General features: G+C 72.3%; 23 protein-coding genes and 1 pseudogene. 9 read left to right on the top strand and 15 right to left on the bottom strand.

The annotated features are described in order from the left end of the window. Positions 1 to 75 precede the first annotated feature (75 nt). From AOM46_RS25145 to AOM46_RS25135, 3 genes are all read left to right on the top strand, one after another. Positions 76 to 576, top strand: a complete 501-nt coding sequence (locus AOM46_RS25145; protein ID WP_062215423.1) for a helix-turn-helix domain-containing protein — start codon at positions 76 to 78, stop codon at positions 574 to 576. Positions 577 to 707: 131 nt separating this feature from the next. Beyond that, complete coding sequence (locus AOM46_RS25140; RefSeq protein WP_078857229.1) at positions 708 to 1,268, top strand: histidine phosphatase family protein; 561 nt, start codon at positions 708 to 710, stop codon at positions 1,266 to 1,268. Between the two features lie 28 nt (positions 1,269 to 1,296). Continuing rightward, the gene (locus AOM46_RS25135) at positions 1,297 to 1,692 is read left to right on the top strand and encodes a thiol-disulfide oxidoreductase DCC family protein (protein ID WP_062215419.1); all 396 of its coding nucleotides are present in this window, start codon (positions 1,297 to 1,299) and stop codon (positions 1,690 to 1,692) included. A 584-nt stretch (positions 1,693 to 2,276) separates the two neighbouring features. On the opposite strand, the gene AOM46_RS25130 is transcribed toward AOM46_RS25135, so the two are convergent. Next, positions 2,277 to 3,542: a glycoside hydrolase family 10 protein gene (locus tag AOM46_RS25130; RefSeq protein ID WP_067226577.1), complete on the bottom strand. Its 1,266-nt coding sequence runs from the start codon at positions 3,540 to 3,542 to the stop codon at positions 2,277 to 2,279. Between the two features lie 182 nt (positions 3,543 to 3,724). Between AOM46_RS25130 and AOM46_RS25125 the strand changes: the two are divergent. From AOM46_RS25125 to AOM46_RS25115, 3 genes and pseudogenes are all read left to right on the top strand, one after another. Beyond that, positions 3,725 to 6,075, top strand: a pseudogene (locus AOM46_RS25125) (xyloglucanase). A 97-nt stretch (positions 6,076 to 6,172) separates the two neighbouring features. Continuing rightward, positions 6,173 to 7,042, top strand: coding sequence for a 3-hydroxybutyryl-CoA dehydrogenase (locus AOM46_RS25120; protein WP_062215417.1), 870 nt, complete (start codon positions 6,173 to 6,175; stop codon positions 7,040 to 7,042). Positions 7,043 to 7,192: 150 nt separating this feature from the next. After that, on the top strand, positions 7,193 to 8,347 hold the full coding sequence (locus AOM46_RS25115) for a low temperature requirement protein A (protein ID WP_062216239.1): 1,155 nt from the start codon (positions 7,193 to 7,195) through the stop codon (positions 8,345 to 8,347). On the opposite strand, the gene AOM46_RS25110 is transcribed toward AOM46_RS25115, so the two are convergent. Then, positions 8,327 to 9,370, bottom strand: a complete 1,044-nt coding sequence (locus AOM46_RS25110) for a Ku protein (RefSeq protein ID WP_062215415.1) — start codon at positions 9,368 to 9,370, stop codon at positions 8,327 to 8,329. The genes AOM46_RS25115 and AOM46_RS25110 overlap by 21 nt on opposite strands. A gap of 29 nt (positions 9,371 to 9,399) precedes the next feature. On the opposite strand from AOM46_RS25110, the gene ligD reads away from it, so the two are divergent. After that, on the top strand, positions 9,400 to 10,290 hold the full coding sequence (ligD, locus tag AOM46_RS25105) for a non-homologous end-joining DNA ligase (protein WP_062215413.1): 891 nt from the start codon (positions 9,400 to 9,402) through the stop codon (positions 10,288 to 10,290). A gap of 90 nt (positions 10,291 to 10,380) precedes the next feature. Here the strand turns inward: ligD and pheT are convergent, their stop codons facing one another. The 7 genes from pheT to infC all read right to left on the bottom strand — a co-directional run bounded on the left by pheT (position 10,381) and on the right by infC (position 17,825). After that, positions 10,381 to 12,900: a phenylalanine--tRNA ligase subunit beta gene (gene pheT, locus AOM46_RS25100; RefSeq protein WP_062215411.1), complete on the bottom strand. Its 2,520-nt coding sequence runs from the start codon at positions 12,898 to 12,900 to the stop codon at positions 10,381 to 10,383. Then, positions 12,900 to 14,021: a phenylalanine--tRNA ligase subunit alpha gene (gene pheS / locus AOM46_RS25095; RefSeq protein ID WP_062215409.1), complete on the bottom strand. Its 1,122-nt coding sequence runs from the start codon at positions 14,019 to 14,021 to the stop codon at positions 12,900 to 12,902. Before pheS ends, pheT begins: the two co-directional genes overlap by 1 nt. Before the next feature lie 154 nt (positions 14,022 to 14,175). After that, a complete protein-coding gene (locus tag AOM46_RS25090) occupies positions 14,176 to 15,258 on the bottom strand; it encodes an ATP-binding protein (protein WP_062215407.1) in 1,083 nt (360 codons plus the stop codon). A 119-nt stretch (positions 15,259 to 15,377) separates the two neighbouring features. Further along, entirely contained in the window at positions 15,378 to 16,271 is an 894-nt protein-coding gene (locus tag AOM46_RS25085) for an RNA methyltransferase (RefSeq protein ID WP_062215405.1), read from the bottom strand. 155 nt (positions 16,272 to 16,426) lie between these two features. Then, positions 16,427 to 16,810: a 50S ribosomal protein L20 gene (gene rplT / locus AOM46_RS25080; RefSeq protein WP_062215403.1), complete on the bottom strand. Its 384-nt coding sequence runs from the start codon at positions 16,808 to 16,810 to the stop codon at positions 16,427 to 16,429. Positions 16,811 to 16,918: 108 nt separating this feature from the next. Continuing rightward, a complete protein-coding gene (gene rpmI / locus AOM46_RS25075) occupies positions 16,919 to 17,113 on the bottom strand; it encodes a 50S ribosomal protein L35 (protein ID WP_062215402.1) in 195 nt (64 codons plus the stop codon). A 58-nt stretch (positions 17,114 to 17,171) separates the two neighbouring features. Further along, on the bottom strand, positions 17,172 to 17,825 hold the full coding sequence (gene infC, locus AOM46_RS25070) for a translation initiation factor IF-3 (protein WP_078857174.1): 654 nt from the start codon (positions 17,823 to 17,825) through the stop codon (positions 17,172 to 17,174). A gap of 286 nt (positions 17,826 to 18,111) precedes the next feature. On the opposite strand from infC, the gene AOM46_RS25065 reads away from it, so the two are divergent. Next, positions 18,112 to 18,483, top strand: a complete 372-nt coding sequence (locus AOM46_RS25065) for a DUF1844 domain-containing protein (RefSeq protein WP_062215398.1) — start codon at positions 18,112 to 18,114, stop codon at positions 18,481 to 18,483. Here the strand turns inward: AOM46_RS25065 and AOM46_RS25060 are convergent. Together AOM46_RS25060 and AOM46_RS25055 are read right to left on the bottom strand one after the other, a co-directional pair. Next, entirely contained in the window at positions 18,473 to 19,321 is an 849-nt protein-coding gene (locus tag AOM46_RS25060; protein WP_062215391.1) for an MIP/aquaporin family protein, read from the bottom strand. The two genes, AOM46_RS25065 and AOM46_RS25060, sit on opposite strands and share 11 nt — an antisense overlap. 109 nt (positions 19,322 to 19,430) lie before the next feature. After that, positions 19,431 to 20,150, bottom strand: coding sequence for an SseB family protein (locus tag AOM46_RS25055; protein ID WP_062215390.1), 720 nt, complete (start codon positions 20,148 to 20,150; stop codon positions 19,431 to 19,433). A 151-nt stretch (positions 20,151 to 20,301) separates the two neighbouring features. On the opposite strand from AOM46_RS25055, the gene AOM46_RS25050 reads away from it, so the two are divergent. Next, a complete protein-coding gene (locus AOM46_RS25050; RefSeq protein WP_078857173.1) occupies positions 20,302 to 21,288 on the top strand; it encodes a serine hydrolase in 987 nt (328 codons plus the stop codon). A gap of 11 nt (positions 21,289 to 21,299) precedes the next feature. Here the strand turns inward: AOM46_RS25050 and mycP are convergent, their stop codons facing one another. The 4 genes from mycP to AOM46_RS25030 form a co-directional block, all read right to left on the bottom strand. Further along, positions 21,300 to 22,505 (bottom strand): type VII secretion-associated serine protease mycosin, encoded by a 1,206-nt coding sequence (mycP, locus tag AOM46_RS25045; RefSeq protein WP_062215388.1) that lies wholly within the window; start codon positions 22,503 to 22,505, stop codon positions 21,300 to 21,302. Next, complete coding sequence (locus tag AOM46_RS25040; protein WP_234313995.1) at positions 22,502 to 23,269, bottom strand: hypothetical protein; 768 nt, start codon at positions 23,267 to 23,269, stop codon at positions 22,502 to 22,504. Before AOM46_RS25040 ends, mycP begins: the two co-directional genes overlap by 4 nt. A 243-nt stretch (positions 23,270 to 23,512) precedes the next feature. Beyond that, complete coding sequence (locus AOM46_RS25035; protein WP_062215386.1) at positions 23,513 to 24,520, bottom strand: DUF2510 domain-containing protein; 1,008 nt, start codon at positions 24,518 to 24,520, stop codon at positions 23,513 to 23,515. Between the two features lie 265 nt (positions 24,521 to 24,785). Continuing rightward, the gene (locus tag AOM46_RS25030) at positions 24,786 to 25,985 is read right to left on the bottom strand and encodes a cation:proton antiporter (protein ID WP_062215384.1); all 1,200 of its coding nucleotides are present in this window, start codon (positions 25,983 to 25,985) and stop codon (positions 24,786 to 24,788) included. Between the last annotated feature and the right edge of the window lie 253 nt (positions 25,986 to 26,238).

The raw sequence follows: 26,238 nt of genomic DNA, 5'->3' as shown, positions 1-26,238 counted from the left end.
ACCACAAGCCTCTGACGTGCAGAAACTAAGCATCAATATTTGCTCGCTAAACATCTGTGGCCTTATCCTCTGAACGTGACACCGAACGGCACCGCGATTCGGGCCATCCGCACGGTTCGGCGGCTCAGCCTTCGTGACCTCGCCCGACTCACCGGCCTGGATCGAGGCCATCTCTCCCGCCTGGAACGCGGCCTCGCCGGCGCCAGCGAGACGACACTGCACCGGATCGCCTCGGCCCTCGGGGTGCCGGTCAGCGATCTGCTCCGCAACGACGAGGACCCGGCCGTCGAGCCCGAGCCCGGACGTGAGGTGCCACCCCCCGGCTCCCCGGAGGGCGAACTGTTCCACTACACACCGGAGGAGGCCGCCAAATGGCTTCCCTGGTCGGCCAGTTGGATCCGCCGCAAGGCGCGGCTCCGGGAGTTCCCGCACAACAGGGGCGGCGGGCAGATCACCCTCACCGGCCGCGACATCAGGGAGATCTCCGCCATGACGGCCATCCGCCCCACCCCCACGCCCCCACCGGACCGCACCCCGGCGGACGCAGAGCCCACGACCGACCGCCATCGTGGCTGAAATCAACTGGACACAGAGCGTGATATCGCACCTCGGTGATCAGCGGGCCACCAGCGGGACACCTTCATGGATCGCGGAGATTTAACGCGCGAGTAGTGGTCTACTCCTGCATGTGTTCGTACCATCGCGCCATGCTGGTCACGCTGATAGCCGCTGCCCGCAGTTCCTCCCTCCTCGACGCCCGTTTCGACGATGAACGGCCGCTCGACGCGGCGGGCTGGCTGGCGCTGGAGCGGGCGATCCCCGCGCTGCTGCCACTGGCCGCCGCCGAGCTGCGCTACTGCTCGCCCACCCCGTGCAGTCGGCAGACCGGCGACGCGCTCGGCCTCTCGCCGCTCGCGCAACCCGCCCTGCGGGACTGCGATATGGGCCGTTGGCGCGGAATGACCCTGCAGGAGGTGACCGCGCGCGAACCACAGTCGGTCGACGCCTGGCTGGCCGACCCCAGAGCCGCCCCGCACGGCGGCGAATCGCTGCTGGCGTTCGTCTCCCGCATCGGCGGCTGGCTGGACACCCGGCCCATCGAGGGCGACGGCCTGGTGGTGGCCGTGACCGAGCCCACCGTGATCAGAGCCGCGATGCTGTACGCGCTCAAGGCGCCGCCCGCCTCCTACTGGCGCACGGAGGTGCATCCGCTCTCGGTGGTCAGCCTCAGCGGCGGACGCGGACGATGGAGCCTGCGCCTCGGATGAACGGGGCCGCGTCCGGCACGATGGGGGCATGCGCGCACAACCGGTACTGGTCTATGACGGCGACTGTGGCTTCTGCACCACCTCCGTGCTCTTCGCCGAACGTCGGGTCCGCCCCGACTGCACCATCGTGGCCTGGCAGTTCGCCGACCTGGACGCGTTGGGCACCGACGCGGAACGCGCCCGGCACGAGGTGCTCTGGGTGACCCCGACGGGCCGGGTGTACGGCGGGTCACGAGCCGTCGCCAAGGCCCTGCTCTCCGCCGGACGCTGGTGGGCCCCCCTCGGCGCGCTGCTCACCCTGCCCCCGATCAGCTGGCTGGCCCACGGCATCTACCGCGCCATCGCCACCAACCGCCACCGCCTCCCCGGCGGCACCCCCACCTGCGCCGTCACCCCCGACGCCCGCGTCCGCCCCGGTGGATGACACGGCCGGCACGCGCCTGTCCAGGGAGATCCGGCCCGTACGAACCACCCGCCGGACGACACCGGCGAGGCCCGGCAGGACGGCCCCAGACGCACCACCCGCAGCCCCCCTCAGGCACCGGGCGAACGAGCAACCCACCGCCGGCCGTCGACCACCCCCCGGGTACACGCCACCGGCCGACCACCGCCATACCGATCTCCACCGCACCGCCCGCCCCCGACGGCCCCCACCCATCATGAACCCACCCCTGAGCGCCAGAAGCCTTCCGCCTACCACGGCCCCCGCCCGCCCCGTCGATCCGACCAGCACCCCCACCACCCGAGTGCCCCTCACCCCCACCGGACGTTCCATCCACCCCCGTCCAGCACCCAGGAACGCCGAAACCCCGCCCCACACCTCAGGCCGACCACCCCCACCCCGGAAACTCCGCCCCTCACCCCCACCGGACGTCCATCCACCGCCACTCACACCTCCACGCGAATTCAGCCGTCCCCCCTACCCGGCCGCCCACCGCTCCCCATGGCCCGCGCACCCGCGCGTCCACGCGCACCCGCCACGGCGTCCCCGTAAAAGCGCTGGCGCGCTCAGCCATAGTGGTCCTCGTACACCCGGCTGATCGCCCCCAGCGGGTCCGCCGCGACCTGCTTGGCGGAGTAGAAGACATGGCCGCCGACCTGCGGATGCTCCTCCGCGCAGAGCGTCAGATGGCGGGACAGCTCCGCCGGGTCCTGCCAGGCCGCCGGCTGGGCCGGGTCCCCGACCTTGTAGACCGCCTCGCCGAGATAGAGCGCGACGCCCGTGCCGTCGGCGACGTCGGACCACCACGCGGCGAGCACCGCGTAGTCGGCCGCCTCGTTGCCGATATGCCAGTAGATCTGGGGGATCACATAGTCGATCCAGCTCTCCTTGACCCACGTGCGGACATCCGCGTAGAGGTCGTCGTAGGTCTGGACGCCGCCCCTGGTGTCGGAGCCGAGCGGGTCCGTCGAGCGGTTGCGCCAGACGGCGAACGGGCTGACGCCGAACGGGATGTCCGGCTTGGCCTCGGCCACCCGCGCGCGCATCTCGCGCACCAGCAGGTCGATGTTGTGGCGGCGCCAGTCCCCCAGGTCGTCGAAGTCCCCGCCGTGTTCGCGGAAGGCGGCCGCGTCGTCGAAGGCCGCGCCCGCCACCGGGTAGGGGTAGAAGTAGTCGTCCCAGTGGACGCCGTCGATGTCGTAGTTGGCGACCGCGTCCAGCATCGCGTCCTGGACGAAGGCGCGGACCTCGGGCAGCCCGGGGTTGTAGTAGAGCCGGCCGCCGTAGGCGACGGCCCAGTCGCTGTTGCGCCGCGCCGGGTGGTCGGCGGTGAGCCGGGAGCGGTCGGTGTGGGTGGCCACGCGGTACGGGTTGAACCAGGCGTGCAGGGCGAGGCCCCGCGCGTGCGCCTCCTCGACGGCGAAGGCCAGCGGATCCCATCCCGGATCCTGCCCCTGGGTGCCCGTCAGCCACTCGGACCAGGGCTCGTGCGGGGAGGGCCAGAACGCGTCGGCGGTGGGCCGCACTTGGAAGAAGACCGTGTTCAACTCCCAGCGGACGGCGACATCCAGCAGCTCCAGCAGATCGGCTTTGGCCGCGTCGGCCGACTGCCCCTGGGCGGCCGGCCAGTCGATGTTGCTCACCGAGGCGATCCACATCCCGCGCAGCTGCTCGGCGAACGGCGCCGCGCCGCCGCCGGCCGGCCGCGCGTCGGCCGCCGTGGGCGGGACCCGCTCGACGGCGGCGGCCTGGGCCGGCGTCAGAGCGCCGGCCATCGTGCCCATCGCGACCAGCGCGAAGCTCCTGCGGCTGATCCGACCCGTACGACCCATGAGTGCCCCCTGACGCTCGTCTCCGTTATCCATGCCCAGCACAGAGTGACGGAATGCGGCGCGGTCGATCCGCCTTTGACACACCCTTATGCGAACAACATTCGATAGTTAGCATCAACAGCGCACATCTCCGGGAGCGCTCCCATGTTTTCGCCCACCCCCCACGCCGCCTTCGGGCGGTCATGCACGGAGAGGACGACAGCGTGCGCAGAGGGAGACCAACGGTCGTGCTGGTAGCGAGCCTTGCCATGGTAGGGGGCCTGATAGGCAGCCTGATGGGCGGCCTGGCCACGGCCAACGCCACCGACGCGACCGACGCGACAGCCCCGGAGCACACCGGCGACGCCGAGCCGACGCTCGCCGTGAGCTACACCTGGGACAACGTGCAGATCGGCGGTGGCGGCTTTGTGCCGAGCATCGTCTTCAACCGGTCCGAACCGAACCTGTTCTATGCACGAACGGACATCGGTGGCGCCTACCGGTGGAACGAGTCCGACCAGTCCTGGATCCCGCTGCTCGACCACGTCGGTTGGGACGACTGGGGCTACACCGGGGTCGCCTCGCTGGCCACCGACGCGGTGGACCCCGACCGGGTCTATGCGGCCGTGGGCACCTACACCAACGACTGGGATCCGGCCAACGGCGCGATCCTGCGCTCGTCCGACCGGGGCGAGACCTGGGAGACCAGTGAGCTGCCCTTCAAACTCGGCGGCAACATGCCGGGCCGGGGCATGGGCGAGCGGCTGGCGATCGACCCCAACGACAACGACGTGCTCTATCTCGGGGCGCCAAGCGGCGAGGGCCTGTGGCGTTCCACGGACGCCGGGGAGAGCTGGAGCGAGGTCGGTTCCTTCCCCAACCCCGGGGACTATGTGCTCAATCCGGACGACCCCTGGGCTACGAGAACGACATCATCGGCGTCACCTGGGTGACGTTCGACCCGCGATCCGGCAGCCCCGGCAGCGCCACCCCCACCCTCTACGCCGGCGTGGCCGATCTGGCGGAGAGCGTCTACCGGTCCACCGACGCCGGCGCCACCTGGGAGGCGGTGCCGGGTCAGCCCACCGGATTCCTGCCGCACAAGGGGGTGTTGGACGAGGCCACCGGGGATCTGTACATCGCCACCAGCGACAACCCCGGCCCCTACGCCGGCGAGGACGGCGAGGTCTGGCGCCTCGACACGGCCGACGACACCTGGACGGACATCTCCCCCGTGCCGTCGGGCGGCGACCGTTACTTCGGCTTCAGCGGACTGACCGTCGACCGGCAGGCCCCGGGCACGCTGATGGTCACCGGCTACAGCTCCTGGTGGCCCGACACCCAGCTGTTCCGTTCGACGGACGGCGGCGACAGCTGGACCAGGGCCTGGGAGTTCGGCAACTACCCGGAGCGGAACAACCGCTACACCATCGACATCTCCGAGGTGCCCTGGCTGGACTTCAACGGGAACCCGACGCCGCCCGAGGAGGTGCCCAAGCTGGGCTGGATGACCGAGGGCATGGAGATCGACCCGTTCGACTCCGACCGGCTGCTCTACGGCACGGGCGCGACGGTCTACGGCACCACCGAGCTGACCAACTGGGACAGCGACACCCTGTTCACCATCCGGCCGGTGGTCAAGGGCCTTGAGGAGACAGCCGTGTTGGACCTGGCGGCCCCGCCCGGGGCGGTGGAACTGCTGAGTGGCCTGGGGGACATCGGGGGCTTCCGCCACGACGACATCACGGAGGTGCCCGAGTCGATGTACGCCTCGCCCGGGTTCGGCACCACCACCAGCCTGGACTTCGCCGAGCTGAGCCCGAACACGGTGGTCAGGGTCGGCCACCATGTGGGCGAGGGCACCGATCCCACGATCGGGTTCTCCACCGACGGCGGCGCCAACTGGTTCGCCGGCACCGCCCCCGAGGGCGCGGCCGGCGGCACGGTCGCGGCGGCGGCGGACGGCGGCTCGTTCGTGTGGAGTCCGGAGAGCGGTCCGGTGCGTCACACCGCCGGTTTCGGGCAGGGCTGGACGGAGGCCGACGGCATCCCGGCCGGCGCCCGGGTGGAGGCGGACCGGGTGGATCCGCAGGTGTTCTACGGCTTCTCGGCCGGCACGTTCTATGTGAGCGTCGACGGCGGCCGGAGCTTCGCGGCGAGCGCGGCTGACGGGCTGCCGGCCGAGGCCGACGTCCGGTTCACCGCCGTTCCCGACGCGCGCGGCGAGATCTGGCTGGCCGGCGAGGGCCTGTGGCACTCCACGGACGCCGGCGCCACCTTCACCGAGGTGGCCGGGATCGCGGCGGACACCATCGGCCTCGGCGCCCCGGCGCCCGGCGCCGACCACCTCACGCTCTACAGCAGCGGGGTGGTGGACGGAACGCGCGGGATCTTCCGCTCGACCGACGCCGGCGCGGCGTGGACCAGGATCAACGACGACCAGCACCAGTGGGCCTACACCGGCGACGCCATCGCCGGCGACCCCGACGTCTTCGGCCGGGTCTATGTCGGGACCAACGGCCGGGGCGTGATCGTCGGCAACGCCACCGACTGACCGCCGTCGGGGAGGACCGGACCCGGCCGGTCCTCCCCCGGCGCGCCGGGGGTAACGTCGGGTCCCGAGAAGCGGACGGACCGGCGAAGGGGCAGGCGTGACGGACATCGAACGCGTTGGGGTGGTGGGCTGCGGCCAGATGGGGGCCGGCATCGCCGAGGTGTGCGCCCGCGCCGGTCTCGACGTGCGGGTCGCCGAGACCACCGGCGAGGCCCTGGAGCTGGGGCGCACCCGGCTGGTCAACTCGCTGGAACGGGCCACCGAACGCGGCAAGCTCACGGTGGCCGAACGGGACGCCGCGCTGGACCGGCTCACCTTCACCACCGATCTGGGCGAGTTCGCCGACCGCGATCTGGTGATCGAGGCGGTGGTGGAGAACGAGCAGGTGAAGACGGAGATCTTCCAGGTGCTCGACCAGGTGGTGACGCGGGAGGACGCCATCCTCGCCTCCAACACCTCGGCGATTCCGCTGGTCAACCTGGCGGTGGCCACCGGGCGGCCGGCGCAGGTGCTGGGGGTGCACTTCTTCAACCCGGCGCAGGTGCAGCGCCTGGTCGAGCTGATCCCGGCGCTGACCACCAGCGAGGCCACCGTGAAGCGGGCCGAGGCCCTGGTCACCGGCGTGCTGGGCAAGCACGCCATCCGCGCCCAGGACCGCTCCGGGTTCGTGGTGAACGCGCTGCTGATCCCCTATCTGCTCTCCGCCGTGCGGATGTTCGAGTCGGGGGCCGCGAGCAGGGACGATATCGACAACGGGATGGAGCTGGGCTGCGCCCATCCGCAGGGTCCGCTCAAGCTGGCCGATCTGATCGGTCTGGACACCGTGGCCGCCATCGCCGACTCGATGTACCAGGAGCTGAAGGAGCCGCTCTACGCCCCGCCGCCGCTGTTGCTGCGGATGGTGGCCGCCGGCCAGCTGGGACGGAAGACCGGCGCCGGCTTCTACTCGTACCCGCCCCGGGGCTGAGCACCCCGCCGCGCGGCCGCACCTCCCCGCCCCGTCCGTCGCCGTACGCCACAATTGCCCCCGAATCGCCCCCCGAGGGGGCTGATACCGGACCCCACGACGGACGGGCGGGCCACGACGATGTCCGTGAACTACCTGTGGCATCGCCGGATGACCGCGCGGGACACCGGGGAGCCGCACCGCACGGCCACCCCGCTGGAGCTGTTCTTCGACCTCTGCTTCGTGGTCGCGGTGGCGCAGGTCGCCCGCGAGCTGCACGAGTATCTGGCCACCGGGCGCTCGTTCACCGCCGTCACCAGCTTTCTCACGGTCTTCTTCGCCGTCTGGTGGGCCTGGATGGGGTTCACCTGGTTCTCGTCGGCCTACGACCCGGGTGATGTGCTCTTCCGGCTGGCCACGCTGGCGACCATCACCGGCGCGCTGGTGCTGGCCGCCGGGGTGCGGCTGGCGTTCGAGAACCACGACTTCGTGGTGGTGGTCGTCGGCTACTCCGTGATGCGGCTGGCCATGATCAGCCTGTGGCTGCGGGCCATGTTCGCCGGGGCCGCGCCCCGTTCGGTGGCCCTGCGCTTCGCCGGGGGCCTGGCCGGGGTGCAGGGTCTGTGGTGTGTCTGGCTGCTGCTGCCCGAGCTGTGGCAGCGCTGGACGTTTCTGGCGCTGGCGCTGCTGGACCTGGCCGTTCCGCTGGTCGCCGAGCGGGGGCACCGCACCAGTTGGCATCCGCATCACATCGCCGAGCGATACGGGCTGTTCACGATGATCGTGCTCGGCGAGTCGGTGATGTCGGCGACCTCGGCGGTGCGCCGGGCGGTCGACGCGGCGTACGCGGGCGACGATCTGTATCTCCTCGCCGGCGGCGCGCTGTTGACGGTGTTCGCCATGTGGTGGATGTACTTCGCGACGCCGGCCGGTGAATTTCTCGAGTCCAGCCGGCAGGCTTTTCTCTGGGGCTATGGCCACTTCCTGATCTTCGGCGCGGCGGCGGCGGTCGGCGCCGGGCTGGCGCTCAACATCGACTCGCTGACCGACGAGGCCGAGCTGGCTCCCCTCACCGCCGCGGCCTCGGTGACGCTTCCGGTGGCCGTCTATCTGGTCGCGGTCTGGGCCCTGCACCTGCGGCCCAACCGCCCGGACGGGTGGGGCGTCTATCTCTTCCCCGGCGGCGCTGTCCTGGTGCTGGCCGCGACCTTTGTGCCGATGCCGATGCCGGTGCTGGCCGTCGGGCTGATCAGCGCCGCCCTGGTCACGGTCGGGGTGGTCAGGGAGCGCGACGCCGAACGGCGGTCAGGAGGCGCGCTTGCGTGAGGCCGCGGACTTCTTCGCGGTGGACTTCTTGGCCGCGGTCTTCTTGGCGGTGGACTTCTTCCCGGTGCTCTTCTTCGTGCTCTTCCCGGCAGTGGACTTCTCCGCCGTGCTCTTCTTGGCCGCCTTCCTGGCGGCGGACTTCCTGGCGGTCTTCCGGCCGCCGGAGCCCGCGCCGATATCGGTGACCGTGGCGCCCTCTCCCTCGTCCTCGCCCCCACCCTCGCCCTCGTCCTCGCCTTCGCCCCGGGAGGCGCGGGCGTTGCGCACGCTGTCCTCCAGGGCCGCCATCAGATCGACCACCCGGCCGCCGCCGGCCGCCTCCTCGCCGAGGCTGGGCGGCTCGACGCCCTCCAGCTTCGCGTTGACCAGGGTCTCCACGGCGGCCCGGTACTCGTCGTGCAGCTCGGACATGTCCACCTCCCCCAGGGTGTCCATCAGGGTGTCGGCCATGTCCAACTCGGCGTCCCTGACGTTCACCTGCTCGGTGGGGGCCAGCCCCTGGGCGGAACGGATCTCGTCCGGCCAGAGCAGCGTGTGCATGCCCAGCACATCGTCCTCCTCCCGGGTGCGCACCAGAGCAAGGGTCTCCCGGCCGCGCATCGCCAGCTTGGCGACGGCACCCTGTCCCGACCGCCGCAGCGCCTCGCGCAGCAGCACATAGGGTTTGGCCGCGCCGCTGTCGGGAGCCAGGTAGTAGGAGCGGTCCAGCTGGATGGGGTCGATGCTGGCGACCGGGACAAAGCCCAGGATCTCCACGGTCCGCGCGGTGGGCAGCGGCAGCGCGGCCAGATCGTCGTCGCTGATCTGCACCAGGGTGCCGTCGGCCGCCTGGTACGCCTTGCCGATCTGGTCGCCGGACAGCTCCTCGCCGTCCAGCTCGCACACCTTGCGGTAGCGGATCCGGCCCTCGTCGGTGGTGTGCACCTGGCGGAACGAGACCGAGTGGTTCTCCGTCGCGCCCACGACCTTGACGGGGATGGTCACCAGCCCGAAGGAGATGGACCCTTTCCAGATAGTTCGCACGATCTGCCCCTTTCATGCAGTCTCAGGGTATGCCCGTGGTCACCGTCGAGGGCCGTCGTCTGACGCTCTCCAACCTGGAGAAGGCGCTCTATGACGACGGCACCACCAAGGGCGAGCTGCTGCACTACTACGCCTCGCACGGCGCGCTGCTGCTGCCGCACCTGGTGGATCGCCCGCTGAGCCTGCTGCGCTACCCGGACGGGCACACCGGGCAGCGGTTCTTCACCAAGAACGTGCCGCCCGGCACACCCGACTGGGTGATGACGGGCGAGGTCCCCACGTCAGGCGGCGGGACCATCCGGCAGCTGGTGGTGGCCGATCTGCCGTCGCTGGTGTGGGTGGCCAACCTGGTGGTGGAGTTCCACACCCCCCAGTGGACGCTGACCGAACCCGGGGTCGCGGACCGGCTGGTCCTCGATCTGGACCCGGGGCCCCCGGCCACCGTGGTGGACTGCTGCCGGGTCGCGCTCTGGCTGCGCGACCGGCTCACCCGCGACGGGCTGACCGTTCACCCCAAGACCTCGGGCTCCAAGGGACTGCATCTGCTCAGCCCGCTGCGGCCCGTCGACTCGGCGGACGCCTCGGCCTATGCCAAACGGCTGGCCACCGAGGCGGCCGGGGCGCTGCCCGAGCTGGCGGTCGCGGTGATGGCCAAACGGCTCCGCCCGGGGAAGGTCTTCATCGACCACAGCCAGAACTCGGCCCGCAAGACCACCGCCACCCCCTACACGCTGCGCGCCAGGCCGCTGCCCACCGTCTCGGCGCCGGTCACCTGGGACGAGATCGCCGGCTGCGAACGTCCCGAGGATCTGGAGATCACCCTGGCCGACCTGCCCGCCAGGCTGGCCGAGCACGGCGACCTCTTCGCCCCGCTGGCCGAGCACGCGGACGCCGCCCCGCTCCCCGACCCCGGCGACTGACCCCGACGACCGACCCCGGCGACTGACCTCGCTCAACGAAAAGGGGCCGACGCCCGCCGGCGTCGGCCCCCTCGGTGCGATGCTCCGCCGCTACGCGCCGCGCAGCGAGGCGCCCGTGCGGGAGATGGCCGTCGCGACCGCCGCCTCCCTGGCCGCGGTGGCCTCTTCGGCGGTGAGCGTCCGGTCCTGGGCCCGGAACCGCAGCGCGTAGGCCAGCGACTTGCGCCCCGCGCCCAGCTGCTCCCCGGTGAACACGTCGAACAGCCGCACGGACTCCAGCAGTTCGCCGGCGCCGGCGCGCAGCGCGGCCTCCACCTCGTAGGCGGGCACCGCGTTGTCCACGACCAGCGCGACATCCTGGGTGGCCACCGGGAACGAGGAGATCGTCGGACCGTTGACCGTCCCACCGCCGGCGCGGTGCAGCAGATCGAGATCCAGCTCCATCGCGCAGCTGCGCTCCGGCAGGCCCAGGGCCTTGACCACCCGGGGGTGCAGCTCGCCCGCGTGGCCCACCAGGGTGCGCTCGCCGGCCAGCCGCAGCGCGGCGCAGCGCCCCGGGTGCCAGGGCGCGTGCTGGTCGCGCTCGACGATCAGCTCCACCCCCGCCTCGCCCGCGACCGTCCGCGCGGCCTCGATCGCGTCCGCCCACTCGGCGGGACGGCCGCCGCCCCACCAGCCGGCCGGCTCCCGCGCGCCCGCCAGCACCACGGCGACCCGGCGCGGCTGCGGCGGCAGCGCGGCATTGAGCGCGGCCACCTCCTCGTCGGTGGGTCGGCGGGTGACCGGCGGCCTGATCTGGGCCGTCTCCCGGCCGGTCGGCCGGAACACCAGGCCGGTCTCGAAGAGCGCCAGATCCTGGCTGCCCCGCCCGTGGTTGCGGCGCAGGGTCTCCAGCAGGCCGGGCAGCAGCGTGGTGCGCAGCCAGGGCTCCTCGTCGGAGAGCGGGTTGGCCAGCCGCACCGCCCGCCGCCTGGGGTCGTCCCCCGGCAGCCCGAGCGCGTCCAGCGCGGCGGCCCCGACGAACGGGTAGTTCAGCGTCTCGACATAGCCCTGGCCGGCCAGCGCCCTGCCGACCCGGCGGCGCAGCCGCTGGCCCTCGGTGAGCCCGCGCCCGGCCGGCGGCCTGGGCAGCGTGGCCGGCAGCGACTCGTAGCCCTCAAGCCGCAGCACCTCCTCGGCCAGATCGTTGGGGTCGGTCAGATCGGGCCGCCAGCTGGGCGCCGTCACCGTCAATGTGTCGCTGCCGGTCACCGAGCAGCCGACCTCCTGGAGGCGGCGCACCACGACCTCCCGGCCGTAGGCCACGCCGGCCACCCGGTCCGGATGGTCCGCCGGGATCTCGACGGTGGCGGGCGGCACCGGCGTGCCCTGGTCGGTGACCCCGGCCCCCGCGGTGCCACCGGCCAGCAACACCAGGAGATCCACGGCGCGTTGGGCGGCCGCGTCGGCGGCCCCCGGGTCGACGCCGCGCTCGAAGCGGCGGGACGCCTCACTGCTCAGCCTGTGCCGACGGGCCGTCCTGGCGATGGTGACCGCGTCGAAGTGCGCCGACTCGATGACGATCTCCGTGGTGCCCGAGGCGCCCAGCGGCGAGGGGTCGGCCGGCGTGTCGGCGATCTCGGTGTGGGCGCCGCCCATCACCCCGGCCAGACCGATCGGGCCGCTGCCGTCGGCGATCACCAGATCCTCCGGATCCAGCTTCCGCTCGGCCCCGTCCAGCGTGGTGAGCTTCTCGCCCGCCTCGGCCCGGCGGACCACGATGGTCCCGTCCAGGCGGCTGTGGTCGTAGGCGTGCAGCGGCTGGCCGATCTCCAGCATCACGTAGTTGGTGATGTCGACGGCCAGCGAGATCGGCCGGACCCCCGCCTTCTGCAGCCGGCGCCGCATCCAGATCGGGGACCTCGCCTCGGGCCTGACCCCGGTCACCGTGCGCGCGACGAACCGGTCGCAGGCCGCCGCGTCCTCGATCCGCACCGGATGCCCGTCGCCGTTCGCCTCCGGCACGTCGAGCAGCGCCGGATCGAGCAGCGGCAGCCCGAACGCGGTGGCCGTCTCACGGGCGACACCGCGCATCGACAGGCAGTAGCCGCGGTCGGTGGTGACCGCGATGTCCAGGACCTCGTCGACGAGTTGCAGCAGCGCGATGGCGTCCGTGCCGACCTCGTGCTCGGGCGACAGCACCAGGATGCCGTCGTGGTCGTCGCCGATGCCCAGCTCGCGCACCGAGCAGATCATGCCCTCGGAGACATGCCCGTAGGTCTTGCGTGCTGAGATCTTGAACCCGCCGGGCAGCACCGCGCCCGGCAGCACCACGACGACCTTGTCGCCGACGGCGAAGTTGGACGCGCCACAGATGATGTTCTGCGGCTGCCCGGTGCCGTTGGCCTCGCCGACATCCACCTGGCAGTAGCGGATCGGCTTCTTGAACTCGGTCAACTCCTCGATGGCCAGCACCTGTCCGACCACCAGCGGCCCGGTGAGGTCGGCGCCCAGACGCTCGACCAGCTCCACCTCAAGCCCCGCCGAGATCAGCCGGGTGGCGACCTCACGCCCGGTGACCTCGACCGGCAGGTCGACGTACTCCCGCAGCCAGGAAAGGGGAACGCGCATCAGATCTCACTCCCGAACGGCCGGGTGAACCGCACGTCACCCTCGATGATGTCCCGCATGTCGGCGACGCCGTGCCGGAACATCAGCAGGCGCTCGATCCCGAACCCGAAGGCGAACCCGCTGTACCGCTCCGGGTCGACGCCGCAGGCGACCAGCACCCGGGGGTTGACCACGCCGCAGCCGCCCAGCTCGATCCAGCCCTCGCTGCCGCAGGTGCGGCAGGGACGGTCCGGATCGCCCACGGACTCGCCCCGGCAGCGGAAGCACACCATGTCCATCTCGGCCGAAGGCTCGGTGAACGGGAAGTAGTTGGGCCGCAGCCTGGTCCGCATGCCGGCCCCGAACAGCGACTGCACCATATGGTCGAGGGTGCCCTTGAGATCGGCCATGGTCAGCCCCTCGTCCACGGCCAGCAGCTCGACCTGCCCGAAGACCGGGGTGTGGGTGGCGTCCAGCTCGTCGGTGCGGTAGGTGCGCCCCGGGCAGATCACATAGACCGGCGGCTCCCGGTCCAGCAGCGTCCTGATCTGCACCGGCGAGGTGTGGGTGCGGAGCACCAGACCGCTGTCCGGGCCGCCCTTCTCGTCCGCGACGAAGAACGTGTCATGGGTGGAGCGCGCCGGATGGTCGGGGTCCAGGTTGAGCGCGTCGAAGTTGAACCACTCGGCCTCCAGCTCGGGCCCCTCGGCCACCTCGTAGCCCATGGCCACGAAGATGTCCTCGATGCGCTCCGAGAGGGTGGTCAGCGGATGCCGGGCGCCGGCCGGCCGCCGGTCGTAGGGGAGGGTGACATCCACCGCCTCCTCGACCAGGACCCGCTCGTCACGCTCCGCCTCCAGGCGCTCCCTGCGGACGGCGAGCGCCTTGTTCACCGCGCCCCTGGCCTGCCCGACCCGCTTGCCGGCGGCCGCCCTGGCCTGCGGCGGCAGGGCACCGATCTCCCGGTTCGCCAGCGCCAGCGGCGAACGGTCGCCGGTGTGCGCGACCTTGGCCTCGTGCAGCGCCTCCAGATCGGCGGCGGCCTCGAAGGCGGCCAGCGCCGCGTCCCTGGCCGCGTCGATCTCCTGCGGTTTCAGTGCCTCGACCTCGACCGGGTCGTACGACTTGTTGGGTGCCGACATCTCTTCCCGTGCTTCCGTTGGCTTGGGCTCCGCTGCGCCCCCTCCGGACCCGGCGACCGAGTCTACGGGGGCACGCGGTGGATTTCTGTGACCGAAGGTCGGCCCGCGGGACCGGCCGGGCGCCTCGGCTGAGCGGCTTCAGCGACTCGGCGGCTCAGCGGAGAAAGGCCGGAACGCCCGCGGGCAGGATAAATCGGAAGCGAGCGCCGCCCCCCGAGGAGCGACCGACGGTGACCGTGCCACCGTGCGCCTCGACGATTCCCTTGACGATATAGAGCCCGAGGCCCGTGCCGCCGTGTTCGCTGCCGCGCCAGAAGCGCGTGAAGACCCGCTGCATGGCGTCCTCGGGGATGCCGGGGCCCTCGTCGCTCACGGTGACGGCCGTCCCTTCCTGGCGGGTTCTGCTGGGCGGTACGCGATGTACCTCAATGGTGACCCTACCGCTCCCGTGGCGCACCGCGTTTTCCAGGAGGTTGACCAGGACCTGATCGATCTTGTCCGGATCGGCCCAGAGGCTCGGCAGCGACTCCTCGATCTCCAGCAGAAAGCGCTCGGCGTCCTGACCGTTGTTGACCAGAAGCTCCACATGGCGGCGCACCGCCTCGTCCAACGCGACCGGCTGGCGGCGGATCTCCAGCCGCCCCGAGTCGATCCTGGAGACGTCGAGCAGCTCGGTGATCAGCCGGGTGACCCGGTCCGCGTCGCTGTCCACGGTCTGCAGCATCAGCCGCTTCTGCTCGTCGGTGAACCGCTCCCATTTGGCCAACATGGTGGCCGTGAAGCCCTTCACCGAGGTCAGCGGCGAGCGCAGCTCGTGCGCGACGGTGGCGATCAGCTCGGCGTTGCCCCGTTCGGTGCGCTTCCTGGCCTCGGTGCCGCGCAGCGACACCACCAGCCGCCGCAGCGGCCCGGCCGGCCGGTCCCGCACATAGCGGGCGGCGACCAGCACCTCGCGGCCGCCCGGCAGCAGCAGGTTCCGCTCCGGCTGGCCGGTGCGGATGGCCAGCCCGCCATAGGGATCCGTCAGCCGCCACCAGAGCCGCCCGTCCGGGTCCTCAAGCGGCAGCACCCGCTCGATGGGCCGGCCGAGCGCGTCCGCCGCCGACTGCCCGGTGAGCCGCGCCGCCGCGGCGTTGCAACACACCACCAGACCACGGCGGTCCGCGATCACCAGGCCGTCGGGAAGGTCGTCGGGAGCCAGGTGCTCAGGCTCCTCGTCGCCGGCCGCCGTTTCCATCCCCCATCGCCCCTCTCCCCTTGGGTGTCAGCGTCACCACATGCCCAACCGGACCTGTCCCACCCCCGGTTGAACGCGCAATCATTCCCTACCCGGTCACCGCCGAGCACCTGCCGGAGCTACAGCCCTGACCCGGGAACGTTGTCGGGGGTGCGCTGGAAACCGGCCGCCGCCCGACAGCCGCCGGGACCGCGCTGGGCGCGGGCGGAGGCGTAGAGGCACACGGCCGCGGCGGTGGCCAGGTTGAGACTCTCCGCGCGGCCATGGATCGGGACCCGCACCACGGCGTCGGCCAGCTCCCTGGTCTCGGCCGGCAGCCCCCACGCCTCGTTGCCGAATATCCACGCCGTCGGCCCGCCCATGGTGCCCCGGTCCAACTCGGTGTCCAGATCGTCCGCGCCGCCCCCGTCCGCCGCCAGCACCCGCACCCCCGCCTCGGCCAGGCCCGCCACCGCCCGGTCGACCGGCACCCCGACGGCCACCGGCAGATGGAACAGGCTGCCGACCGAGGCGCGCACCGCCTTGGGGTTGTAGAGGTCGACGGAGGCGTCGGTGAGCACCACCGCGTCCGCCCCGGCCGCGTCGGCGCAGCGCAGCACCGTGCCCGCGTTGCCCGGATCCCTGACATGCGCCAGCACGGCCACCAGCCGGGGCCGCGCGGCCAGCACCTCGTCGAACGGCCGGTCCAGGAAACCGCAGACGCCGACCAGGCCCTGCGGGGTGACCGTCTGGGAGATGCCGGCGACCACCTCGGGGTCGGCATGGTGCACCGGGACCCCGGCCGCCCGCGCCGCCGCCACCAGCTCCGCGTACCGCTCGGCGGCCTCGGGGGTGGTGAACAGCTCGCGCAGGGTGCCCCCCTCGGCGCCCCGGTGCCCCACCGCCTCGCGCACCGCCTGCGGCCCCTCCGCCAGGAAGCGCCGCTCCCGGCCCCGGAAACTGCGCCGGGCCAGCCGCCGGGCGGCGGACACACGGGGGGAGCGCGCGGAGATCAGCTGTGGGGCAGCGGCCATGGGCGACGAACTCGCTTACGGAAGAGGGCGGTTGAACGGACGGGCCGCCATGGAAGGGCGGCCGGGGGGACGGCCCGGCGCCGTGCTCGGGCTGAGAAGCGACGGACCCGCAGGCGGTCTGCCTGCGGGTCCGGAAAGCGCGTGCCGCGAGTGGGTCAGGCGGCCTTGGGCGCGTTGACGTCGCTCGGAAGCGCCTTCTGCGCCGTCTCGACCAGCACCGCGAAGGCGCCCGGGTCGTTGACCGCCAGCTCGGCGAGCATCTTGCGGTCCACCTCGATCTCAGCGGCCTTCAGGCCCTGGATGAAGCGGTTGTAGGTGACGCCGTTGGCGCGGGCGGCGGCGTTGATCCGCTGGATCCACAGCTGCCGGAAGTCGCCCTTGCGCTTCTTACGGTCGTTGTAGTTGTAGACGAGGGAGTGGGTGACCTGCTCCTTCGCCTTGCGGTACAGCCGCGAGCGCTGGCCGCGGTAGCCGCTGGCCTGTTCCAGAATCGCCCGGCGCTTCTTGTGGGCGTTGACTGCCCGCTTGACGCGTGCCACGTGTGTACTCCTTGTAGCGGGGCCGTGGGAATCGTCACACGGCCCGGAACGGATGGGTCCCGGTCGGTCCGCCGACCGCCGCCGGGTGTCGGGGCGGTCGTGGGCGGATCACTTCGCGAGAAGCTTCTTGATCCTCTTGGCGTCGGCCGGGGCGGTCTCCGCGGTGCCGGCGAGCCGCCGGGTCAACGTGGACGACTTGTGCTCCAGGTAGTGACGGCGACCTGCGCGCTGGCGCATCACCTTGCCGGAGCCACTGAGCTTGAACCGCTTGCCGGCACCGGTGTGGGACTTGTTCTTCGGCATGTCGCCGTACTCTCCTCGTCGTTCCTGAATCCTCGTAACCCAGCGGGGCCGCGGCCGGTCAGGCCGTCGTCTTGCCCTGCTGGCGTTCGGCCTTGCGAGCGGCCTGAGCCTCACGCGCCTCGGCCATCGCCTCGGTCTTCTTCTTGTGCGGACCGAGAACCATGATCATGTTGCGTCCGTCCTGCTTGGGGTTGGACTCCACAAAGCCCAGATCCTGGACGTCCTCCGCGAGGCGCTGGAGCAGTCGGAAGCCCAACTCGGGGCGGGACTGCTCACGACCGCGGAACATGATCGTGATCTTGACCTTGTCCCCCTGCTTGAGGAACCGGACGACATGACCCTTCTTGGTGTCATAGTCGTGCGGGTCGATCTTCGGCCGGAGCTTCATCTCCTTGATGACCGTGTGCGCCTGGTTCTTGCGCGCCTCACGTGCCTTCAGGGCCGACTCGTACTTGAACTTTCCGTAGTCCATGAGCTTGCAGACCGGCGGGCGGGCGTTCGCCGCCACCTCGACCAGGTCCAGGTCGTACTCCTGCGCAAGCTCCAGGGCCTTGGCAAGCGGCACGATGCCGACCTGCTCGCCGCTGGGACCGACGAGTCGCACCTCGGGGACGCGAATCCGGTCGTTGATACGGGGCTCGGCGCTGATGGGGCCTCCTCGGTTACGCCGCGCGGATGTCTGGCGGACAGCCGCGCTAGATCGTGTGACCACCGTTCGACGGCGTAAAAAACGCCCCGACCGGTAACACAGGCGGGGCTCCGAGACAGACCGGGAGCACCGACGCGGCGAAACCACGGGGCGCTGCCTGACCAAAGACCTCCCGACCCCGTGGGTCGGTGAGGTGGGAGCGCGGAGCCTCCACTTGCGGGCCGCACACACAGATGTCCGGCCGGTCACCCTCCAGGTTACACCACCTCGCGGAGGGCACACAGCCGCTCCCGGCGGCGGGGCCCGCCCCCGGTTCTGGCGCCGGGAAACGCGACCTAGGCTGGGCGCCATGAGCGACGCAGCCCCCGCCCCCGAGCCCGCCCAGAGCCCCGACGTGGCGGACCTGACCAGGGATATCGCCGATGTCCCCGCGGTCGAGGTGATCACCACCGTCGCGGTCCATCTGATGAGTTCGGCCGCGGTCAACCTGGGGCTGGCCGAGGGCGGCGAGGGGCACAAGGACCTGGACGAGGCCCGCAAGCTGATCACCGCGCTGGCCGGTCTGGTGACCGCCAGCGCCGGCGAGATCGGCACCTATCACGCGGCGCCCCTCAGGGACGGGCTCAAATCGCTCCAGCTGGCGTTCCACGAGGAGTCGGCCGTGCCGGACGAGCCGGGGCAGGGACCGGGCGAGAAGTACACCGGCCCTGTCATTCGCTAGTCCCCGCGTCCGTACCGACCCCGCCCGCCTTCCGCGCTCCGGCCGGCTTCCCCGATTTCCCCGACTTGCCGAGCTTGTCGGAGAGCCAGGGGATGTCGTGGAACCACGCCTCCGGACGTTCGTGGGTGAAGCGGTGGGCCAGCACCGCGACGGCGGCGCCGACCAGTGGCGCCAGCACGAAGAGCCAGAGCTGGATCAGCGCGTCGCCGCCGGCGAACAGCGCCGGGCCGATGGAGCGCGCCGGGTTGAGCGAGGCCCCGGTGAGCGGGATGCCGATCAGGCTGACCGCCGCCAGGGTCAGGCCCACCGGCAGCCCGTCCAGGCTGCGGAGGGTGATCGTCCTGGTCACCGAGAGGTAGACGAAAACCAGCAGCGCGGCCAGCATCACCTCGGCGACAAACGAGCCGGCGATGCTCAGGCCGACGGCGGAACGGTGCCCGTACCCGTTGCTGCCGAACGCCTCCCCGGTCTTGAGCCCGGGCACCTGGTGCGCCACCAGGAAGAGCAGCGCGGCGCCGACGATCGCGCCCACCAGCTGGGCCACCCAGTAGCCGAGGGCGGCGCGCGGGGACATCCGGCCGGCCAGCAGCATGCCCAGCGTGACCGCCGGGTTCAGATGCGCGCCGGAGACGGGGCCCAGCACATAGGCGAGGGCGACCAGGGTGAAGCCGAAGGTGAGGGCGATGCCGAGGCTGCCGATGAACTCCCCGGCCAGCACCGCCGACCCCACGGCGAAGAAGACGAGGACCAGCGTTCCCAGCAGTTCGGCCACCAGCGACCTGGGGTCGCTCTCGGCCGACGTACCGGCCGTTCTCTCGTCGGAGCTCTCGGCGGACATGGCGCCCTCCAGTGCCTAGCGGAAGTGCCCAGCAGATCTGCTCGCAGTCTTGGCCACCCGCCGGCGCCTCGCATGTCGGCGGGGCCGGCCGGGTGACGCCGCCGGGCGGTCACCGCCGATAGGTGGGCTCTCCCGGCAGGCCGCTGCCGGGCGGCAGGATCGCCAGCTGGAGACCGCGCACCAGATGGGCCCTGAGGTCCTGGTGCGCGGCGAGCGCGCCGGCCAGCGCGCGGGCCACCACGGCGGGCTCGGCGGACGGCTCCAGCAGCACGGCGAGGGTGCCGTCGGCCTCCCCGCCGGGGACCAACTGGGCGGCGAGGACGTCCGGTTGGCTCCGCAGCACCGCCCGCACCCCGTCGAGCACCGCCGGCCGGCCGGCCGGGGCGCCGCCGTCGGCCAGGGCCCGCAGCGCGGGCCCGGCCACCTCGAAGGCCACCGGCCCGGCGACGTCGAGCACCAGGGCGCCGGCGCCCTCCTGGACGGCGGCGGCCAGCGCCTGCGCGGGGGTGACGGGCACCGGGCGCGCCTCGGGCCGCCAGCGGGTCAGCGTCTCGATGGCGGTGAACACCGGCAGCGCGCGCCGGCCGTCGGGCAGCCGGAGGGTGAGCAACGCCATCTCGCTGCTCTTCTCCCGGCGGAGCCCGGCCTCGTCCGTCTCCGTCTCCCCCAGGACCGCGACGACGGGGGCCAGCAGGCGGGTCCCGGCCAGGGCGGCGAGCACGGCGGGGCGGGCGCCGGCCGGATCATCGACCCAGCGGTCGAGGGCCGCGCGCAGGGCGGGGTCGGCGGTGCCGTCGTCGTCGGCGAAGGCGGGCTGGGGAATGTTCATGAGAGCCACCCGTCGAGGGTATCCAGCGCGTCCGCCTGGCCCCCGGCCGACCACCGGCCACCGGTGGGCGGCCCGGCGCTCACCCGCTGTTACCCGGTTTTCATACATCAACCGGTGACTCGCGTAAGTGTGCGAGTTACCGTTCAACATTATGAATGTGAACGCCCCGCCGCCGGCACGACGGTTTCGTCCCGTCCTGCTGGTGAACACCGCCCTGGCGGGCACGCTGCTGGCGTTCTCGGTGTCGGGGGACGCCTCGCCGCTGGCGCTGTCGGGCGGCGACGCGGGGGCCTCGGCGCAGGATGTGGCGGAGGCCGGAGCGGCGCGGGAGGACAGCCTGGTGGAGGACTCCCTGGATCAGCGTCCGCCCGCAGGGGAGGCGCGGCTCCCGCTGTCCGATCCGAGGTCCGACGCGCGGCTGGCGAACGCCATGGCCCCGCTGGCGGTCGAGCCCAGCGCCCGGCTCTCGGTGTCGGTGCTGGCCCTGGAGAGCGGCGCGAGCGCCACCTTCGGCGCCGAGCGGTTCGACACCGCGAGCATCGTCAAGGTGGAGATACTGGCCGCGCTGCTGCTGCGGGCGCAGGACGAGGGGCGGGAGCTGACCGACCTGGAGCAGGAGCGGGCCGATGTCATGATCCGGGCCAGCGACAACGCGGCGACGGACGCGCTGTGGTGGCTGATCGGCGGCGCGAGCGGCCTGGCCGAGGCGAACGAACGGCTCGGCCTGACCTCGACCATCCCCGGCCACGACGGGCACTGGGGGCTCACCCAGACCACCAGCGCCGACCAGATAGCCCTGCTGCGGGCCGTCTACACGGCCGATTCGCCGCTCACCCCGACGTCCCGGGACTATCTCCAGGAGCTGATGGCGACGGTGGTCGACGGTCAGCGGTGGGGGGTCTCGGCGGCGGCCGACGAGACGTTCGAGCTGAAGAACGGCTGGCTGCCCAGGACGGAGACCGGGCTGTGGGACGTCAACAGCATCGGCCGGGTGCGGGCCGGGGGGCAGGAGTATCTGATAGCCGTGGTGTCCGACGGCCATCCCACCCAGGAGGCGGGGATAGCGGCCGTCGAGTGGGCGGCCAGGACGGCGGTCGCGGCGTTGGACCCGGCCGAGCCGCTGGCGCCGACCACCTGAGTCAGGGTCGATCAGAACCGTCGGTCCAGGGCGGGGTGCGGGCGTCCGGCCCTGGCGCGACGCACCAGCAGCCAGCCCCCAGCGCCGAGCAGCAGCACCCCCGTGGCGCCGGCCGCCGGGGCCAGCCAGCCGCCACCACCGCCGCCCTCCCTGGGCGTGGGCCCCGGGCCGAAGTACTCGCCGCCGTAGGTCTCGGCCGGCTCGACGACCGGGGCGCCGGCCCGTTCGTTGGCCGCCTCGATCGCGGCCCCCGCGTCGACGATCCCGCTGCCCAGCGCGTCGTTGCGGCCGCCGTCCGGCGGGTGTTGGGCGGTCTCGGTGAGCAGTTCGCGCACCTCGGCCGGGGTGAGGTCCGGATGCGCGGAGAGCAGCAGCGCCGCGCATCCCGAGACGAAGGCCGCGGCCGCCGAGGTGCCCCAGCCGGTGTAGTAGCGGCCGTCCGGGTCGGCCACGATCACGTCCTTGCCCGGGGCACTCACCGCCGCGTACCAGCGCCGGGTGGAGAACTCGGCGGGGCTGCCGCTCCGGTCCACCGCCGTCACCGCGATCACCCCCGGGTACCCGGCCGGGTAGGAGACCGGATCGCCGTTCTCGCCGCCGTTGCCGGCCGAGGCCACCACCACGGCGCCCCTGGCGAGCGCGTAGCGGACGGCGGCGTCCTCCTCCGGGTCGGGGTGGGCCGATTCGCTGTCGTCGCCCAGCGAGAGGTTGATCACGTCGGCGCCCTGGTCGGCGGCCCAGCGGATGCCGTCGGCCAGGGCGCCGGCCCGCTCGTCCCTGGCCTCGTCGCGCTGCGGGTCGTCGTCCTCAAGCAGCACCCGCACCGGCAGGATCCGGGCCCGGGGGGCGACGCCTATCACGCCGTCCTCGTTGTTCCGGCCGTGGCCGGTGCCGGCGATGATGCCGGCCATGGCGGTGCCGTGCTCGGCCCAGTGCCGCTCGCCGGGCTCGGCGCCCATCCCGACGAGATCGCGGCCCGGCAGGACGTTGCCCGCCAGATCCTGGTGGTCGGCGTCCACCCCGGTGTCCAGCACGGCGACGGTGACCCCCTCGCCCTGGGTGAACTCCCAGGCGGCGGAGGCGTTGATCTGGTCCAGCGCCCAGCGCTGCTGCTCCCTGGTGGTGTCGGCGGCGGCCGGGCCCGCGCCCGGGCCGACGAGGGCGACCAGCGCCCCCACCACGGCGAGCGCCGCCCCCGCCAGCCGACGCGTCCTCATACCCCGCCCCCGGTGCGGGCGGCATGCGCCTCGTGCAGCGGTTCGACGATCCGTTCCAGCACGCCCAGGCTGTCATGCCCGAGACCGGCCAACGCCACCGCGCTGTCGGCGCCTTCGGCGGTGGCCTCGGCGGCCGGCACCGGCGTGCCGACGGAGCGCCCGTCGGCGAAGCCGGTCACCGACCAGGCGACGACGGGCAGTCGCTCGTCCACCTCGATGCTCCAGGAGCCGCGTTGCCGGTCGCCGAAGTCCTCGGCCGGGGTGCCGGAAACGGCGAACGGGCGGGGCAGCAGATCGGTGCGCTCGCCCAACCCCTCGTCGGCGAAGCGTCCGACGAGCGCGGCGGTGCCGCCCGGGTCGGCGGTGGTGAAGAGCAGTCCCACGGTGGTGACGGTGGTCCTCGTCTCGTCGGTGTAGGTGGCGCGGACCAGCCGGTGGCAGCCGGCGGCGGACAGCACCTCGCTGAGCAGCGGGTCGAAGGCGTCGGCGCAGCCGCCGTCCGGGGCGACGCCGAGGCGCAGCCAGCGGCGGTCGGCGCCGCCGGGGCCCGCCTCGGCCGAGGTCAGCTCGGGCGGGAACAGCTCGTCGACCGGCAACTCCCGCCAGAGATCACGCCCTTCGGTCCAGGCCGTCGCGTCCGCCCGCGCCCGGTCCTCCCCGCCGGAGAGCCAGCTGCCGGCGGCGGCACCGCCCAACAGCCCGGTGCCCAGCACCAGACAGACGATCGCGCCGACCAGCCGCACCGGCAACCGTGGGACCAGCACGCGCGGCGCCCGTCCCTCCCGCGAGACGGCGTGGGGCGCGTTGACGGGACGGGGCGGCGCGAACGGGCGGGGCGGGACGCTCGGTTGGGGCGGGGCGCCGGGGCGCGGCGGTGCACCGGGCAGCGGTGGAACGGCCGTTGGGCGCGGTGGCCCCGCCGAACGCGCGGAGAGCAGCCGGGACGCAGGTGTGGAACGCGGCCCCTGCTCGGTGTTCATCCGCCCACTCCCCGGCCAACCGGCGACCTAGTCGTCGCACGCGAACGGGGTTACTTTACGTGCGCGCCAGGCGGCGGCGGTACCTGACCCGGTGGAGACGGTGGTGGTACCGCGCAGGATCTCCGCCAGATCCTCCAACGGCGGCGCGCTGTCGACCTCGTCCCAGGTGAGCCGCAACAGCAGCAGGGTGTCCCGGTCCTGGGGCGAGACAAAGGCGACCGACTCGATCTGCGCGTGGCCCAGCGGGGTGGAGAGCCGGACCCGCACCCGGTAGCCGGGTTGACCGGCCACCGTCACCGGCTCGGCGGCCAGTTCTTCGGTGCCGAAGACGCCGCCGTAGGCCGTCGGCGGGTAGGCGTCGCGCTGCAGCTCGGGGATGTCGGCGCGGGCCACCCCCTCGGTGGAGAGGGTGCCGGCGCCGGGCAGCGCCCGGAGTTGGGCCCCGCCCTCCAGACAGTCCAACTCGGCGTCGGCCGGGCAGGGATAGCCGCCGTGGACCAGCAGGACCCCGCCGGCCGCCTCGCGTTCGGACCAGCCGTCGAGCAGTGGGAGGGCGACCCCGTCCACCCGCTGTTCGCTCAACTCGGCGCCGGTGTCGGCCCCGTTCCCGCCGTCCGGTCCGCCCTGTTCGGTGGAGGGACCGGGCCGGGGACCGCCCCGCTGTCCCCCGTCCCGGCCGCCGCCGTCCAGCAGCAGCGGGACGAGGACGGCGGCGGCCAGGGCGAGGCCGAGCGCGCCCAGGCACAGGAACAACAGCGCCGTCCGCCGGCGCGGCCGGCGCGGCGGCGGCCCGGCCGGGACGCCGCTGGGCAGCGTGGGCAGGGCATGGCCCGGGGCCCGGGACGGCGGCGGGGTGCCGGGACCGGTATCGGTGCCGGAGGGACCCGAGGGAAGCGTGGGCGTCTTGGCCAACGCCTCGGCCGTGGGGCGCACATGGGCGGTCCACTCGGACCCGTCCCACCAGCGCTCCCTGGCCGGCTCCCCCGGCACGCCCTCCGGATCGGGGTACCAGCCGGGCGGTGTGGTCAGGCTCACCCAGTGAACTTCTCATACCCGGGCCATGGCGGCCAGTATCGGTGCGATCACGGAACAACGCCCGGCACCTGGCCGGGCGTTGTCCTGTGTGCGGGGGAGATCCGTCGCGGGTTTCGTCGAAGGTTCCGCAGGTAGTTCGCTGGCATATGCCACCACCCCGGGGACCGAAGGTGGCGCCCAGCTTTCGAACGAAGGTGACCGGTGGAGCCGGTCGAGCCGGACGGGCTTGCGGGGGAACGGGTCGAGGCCGACCGGTCGAACCCGGCTATCTGCCGGAACTCGCCGGTTCCGGCTCGGGTTGGGGAACTTCCCGTTTCCTGAGATCCGACTTGTCCCCCGGCAGGATCCGGGCCAGCCAGTGCGAACGGCCCGCGATCATCGGCGCCAGGACGGCGAGGATCAGCACATAGCCCGCGATGAACGGGGAGAGCCGATCGTCGAGGCCGGCCGCGGCCGCCATGGTGGCCAGGATCAGCGCGAACTCACCGCGCGCCAGCAGCGTGGTGGAGACATTGGCCGTCGGCAGCGCGCCGAAGCCGTAGATCCTGGCGGTGAAGAGACCGGCGCCGACGTTCATCGCCAGGGTGATCGCCACGGCGATCAGCACCGGCCAGATCACGGTGGGCAGGTCGCCCGGCGCGATGGAGAGGCCGAAGCCGAAGAAGAAGATCGCGGCGAAGGCGTCCCTGAGCGGGTGGACCAACTCCCTGATCCGTTCCCCGGAGGCGGTGTTGCCGAGGATCAGCCCCACCATGAAGGCGGCGATGGCGTCGGCCACGCCGAAGTTCTCGGCGATGCCGGAGACCAGCACGGCCGCTCCCAGGAAGGAGATGGTGAGCAGTTCGTCGTCCTTGGTCGCGAAGAGCCGACCGATGATCTGGGTGCCCCAGCGTGCGGCGATCGCCAGCACCAGCAGGAAGCCGAACGCCTTGGCGATCTGCCAGGCGGTCTCGCCGGCGCCTTCGGAGCCGGAGATGATCGGCTGGAGCGCGGCCAGATACAGCGCCAGGAAGATGTCCTCGACCACGATGATGCCCAGGATGGGCTTGGTCTCGGGGTTCCCGATGCGGCCCGCGTCCACCAGGATCTTGGTGACGATGGCCGACGACGAGATTCCCAGCACACCGGCCAGCACCAACGCCTCGGAGGTGCCCCAGCCGAGCGCGAACCCGAAGGCCAGCCCGGCGCCGACGTTGAGCGCCAGATAGATGGTGCCGGCCACGGCCATCTTCTTGCCGCCGGTCTTGAGGTCGTCCATGTGGAACTCAAGGCCCAGGTAGAACAGCAGCAGCACGAGGCCGAGCGCGGAGAGCATCTCCAGGTCGTGCTGGTCTTCGAGCAGCACGAAGCCGGGGGTGTTGGGGCCGAGGAGAATCCCGGCCAGGATGAAGAGCGGAATCGTGGGCAGACCTATCCGGCCACCCAGGCGGGCGAGGAAGGCGGTGGCGACGAAGGCACCACCCATGGCAAGCAGCGTGTCAGCGTGTCCCATTCGCCCTCACTCCCCGTTGCCGGGGCTTGACAGGGCGGGGATCAGAAGAGCGGCGGGACCAGAGCGGGTGCCGGGTCGGTTGGGCGTCGGCAAGTGAATGTCTCCTCCTCGGCGTCCGGACGGCTCGGCAATGTGAGCGTCAAGAAAACGTTAATATTTAGCTTACCAAACGATTTTTGGTCGGCCAGAGGGCATCGGGATTTTGTGACGATTGCGGCATGATCGC

The sequence above is a fragment of the Streptomyces sp. NBRC 109706 genome, from assembly GCF_000974485.1.
In the GTDB taxonomy this organism is placed as follows: domain Bacteria; phylum Actinomycetota; class Actinomycetes; order Streptomycetales; family Streptomycetaceae; genus Streptomyces.
The sequence above is the reverse complement of the archived record's forward strand: the minus strand, read 5'-3'. Positions and strand labels throughout refer to the sequence as shown.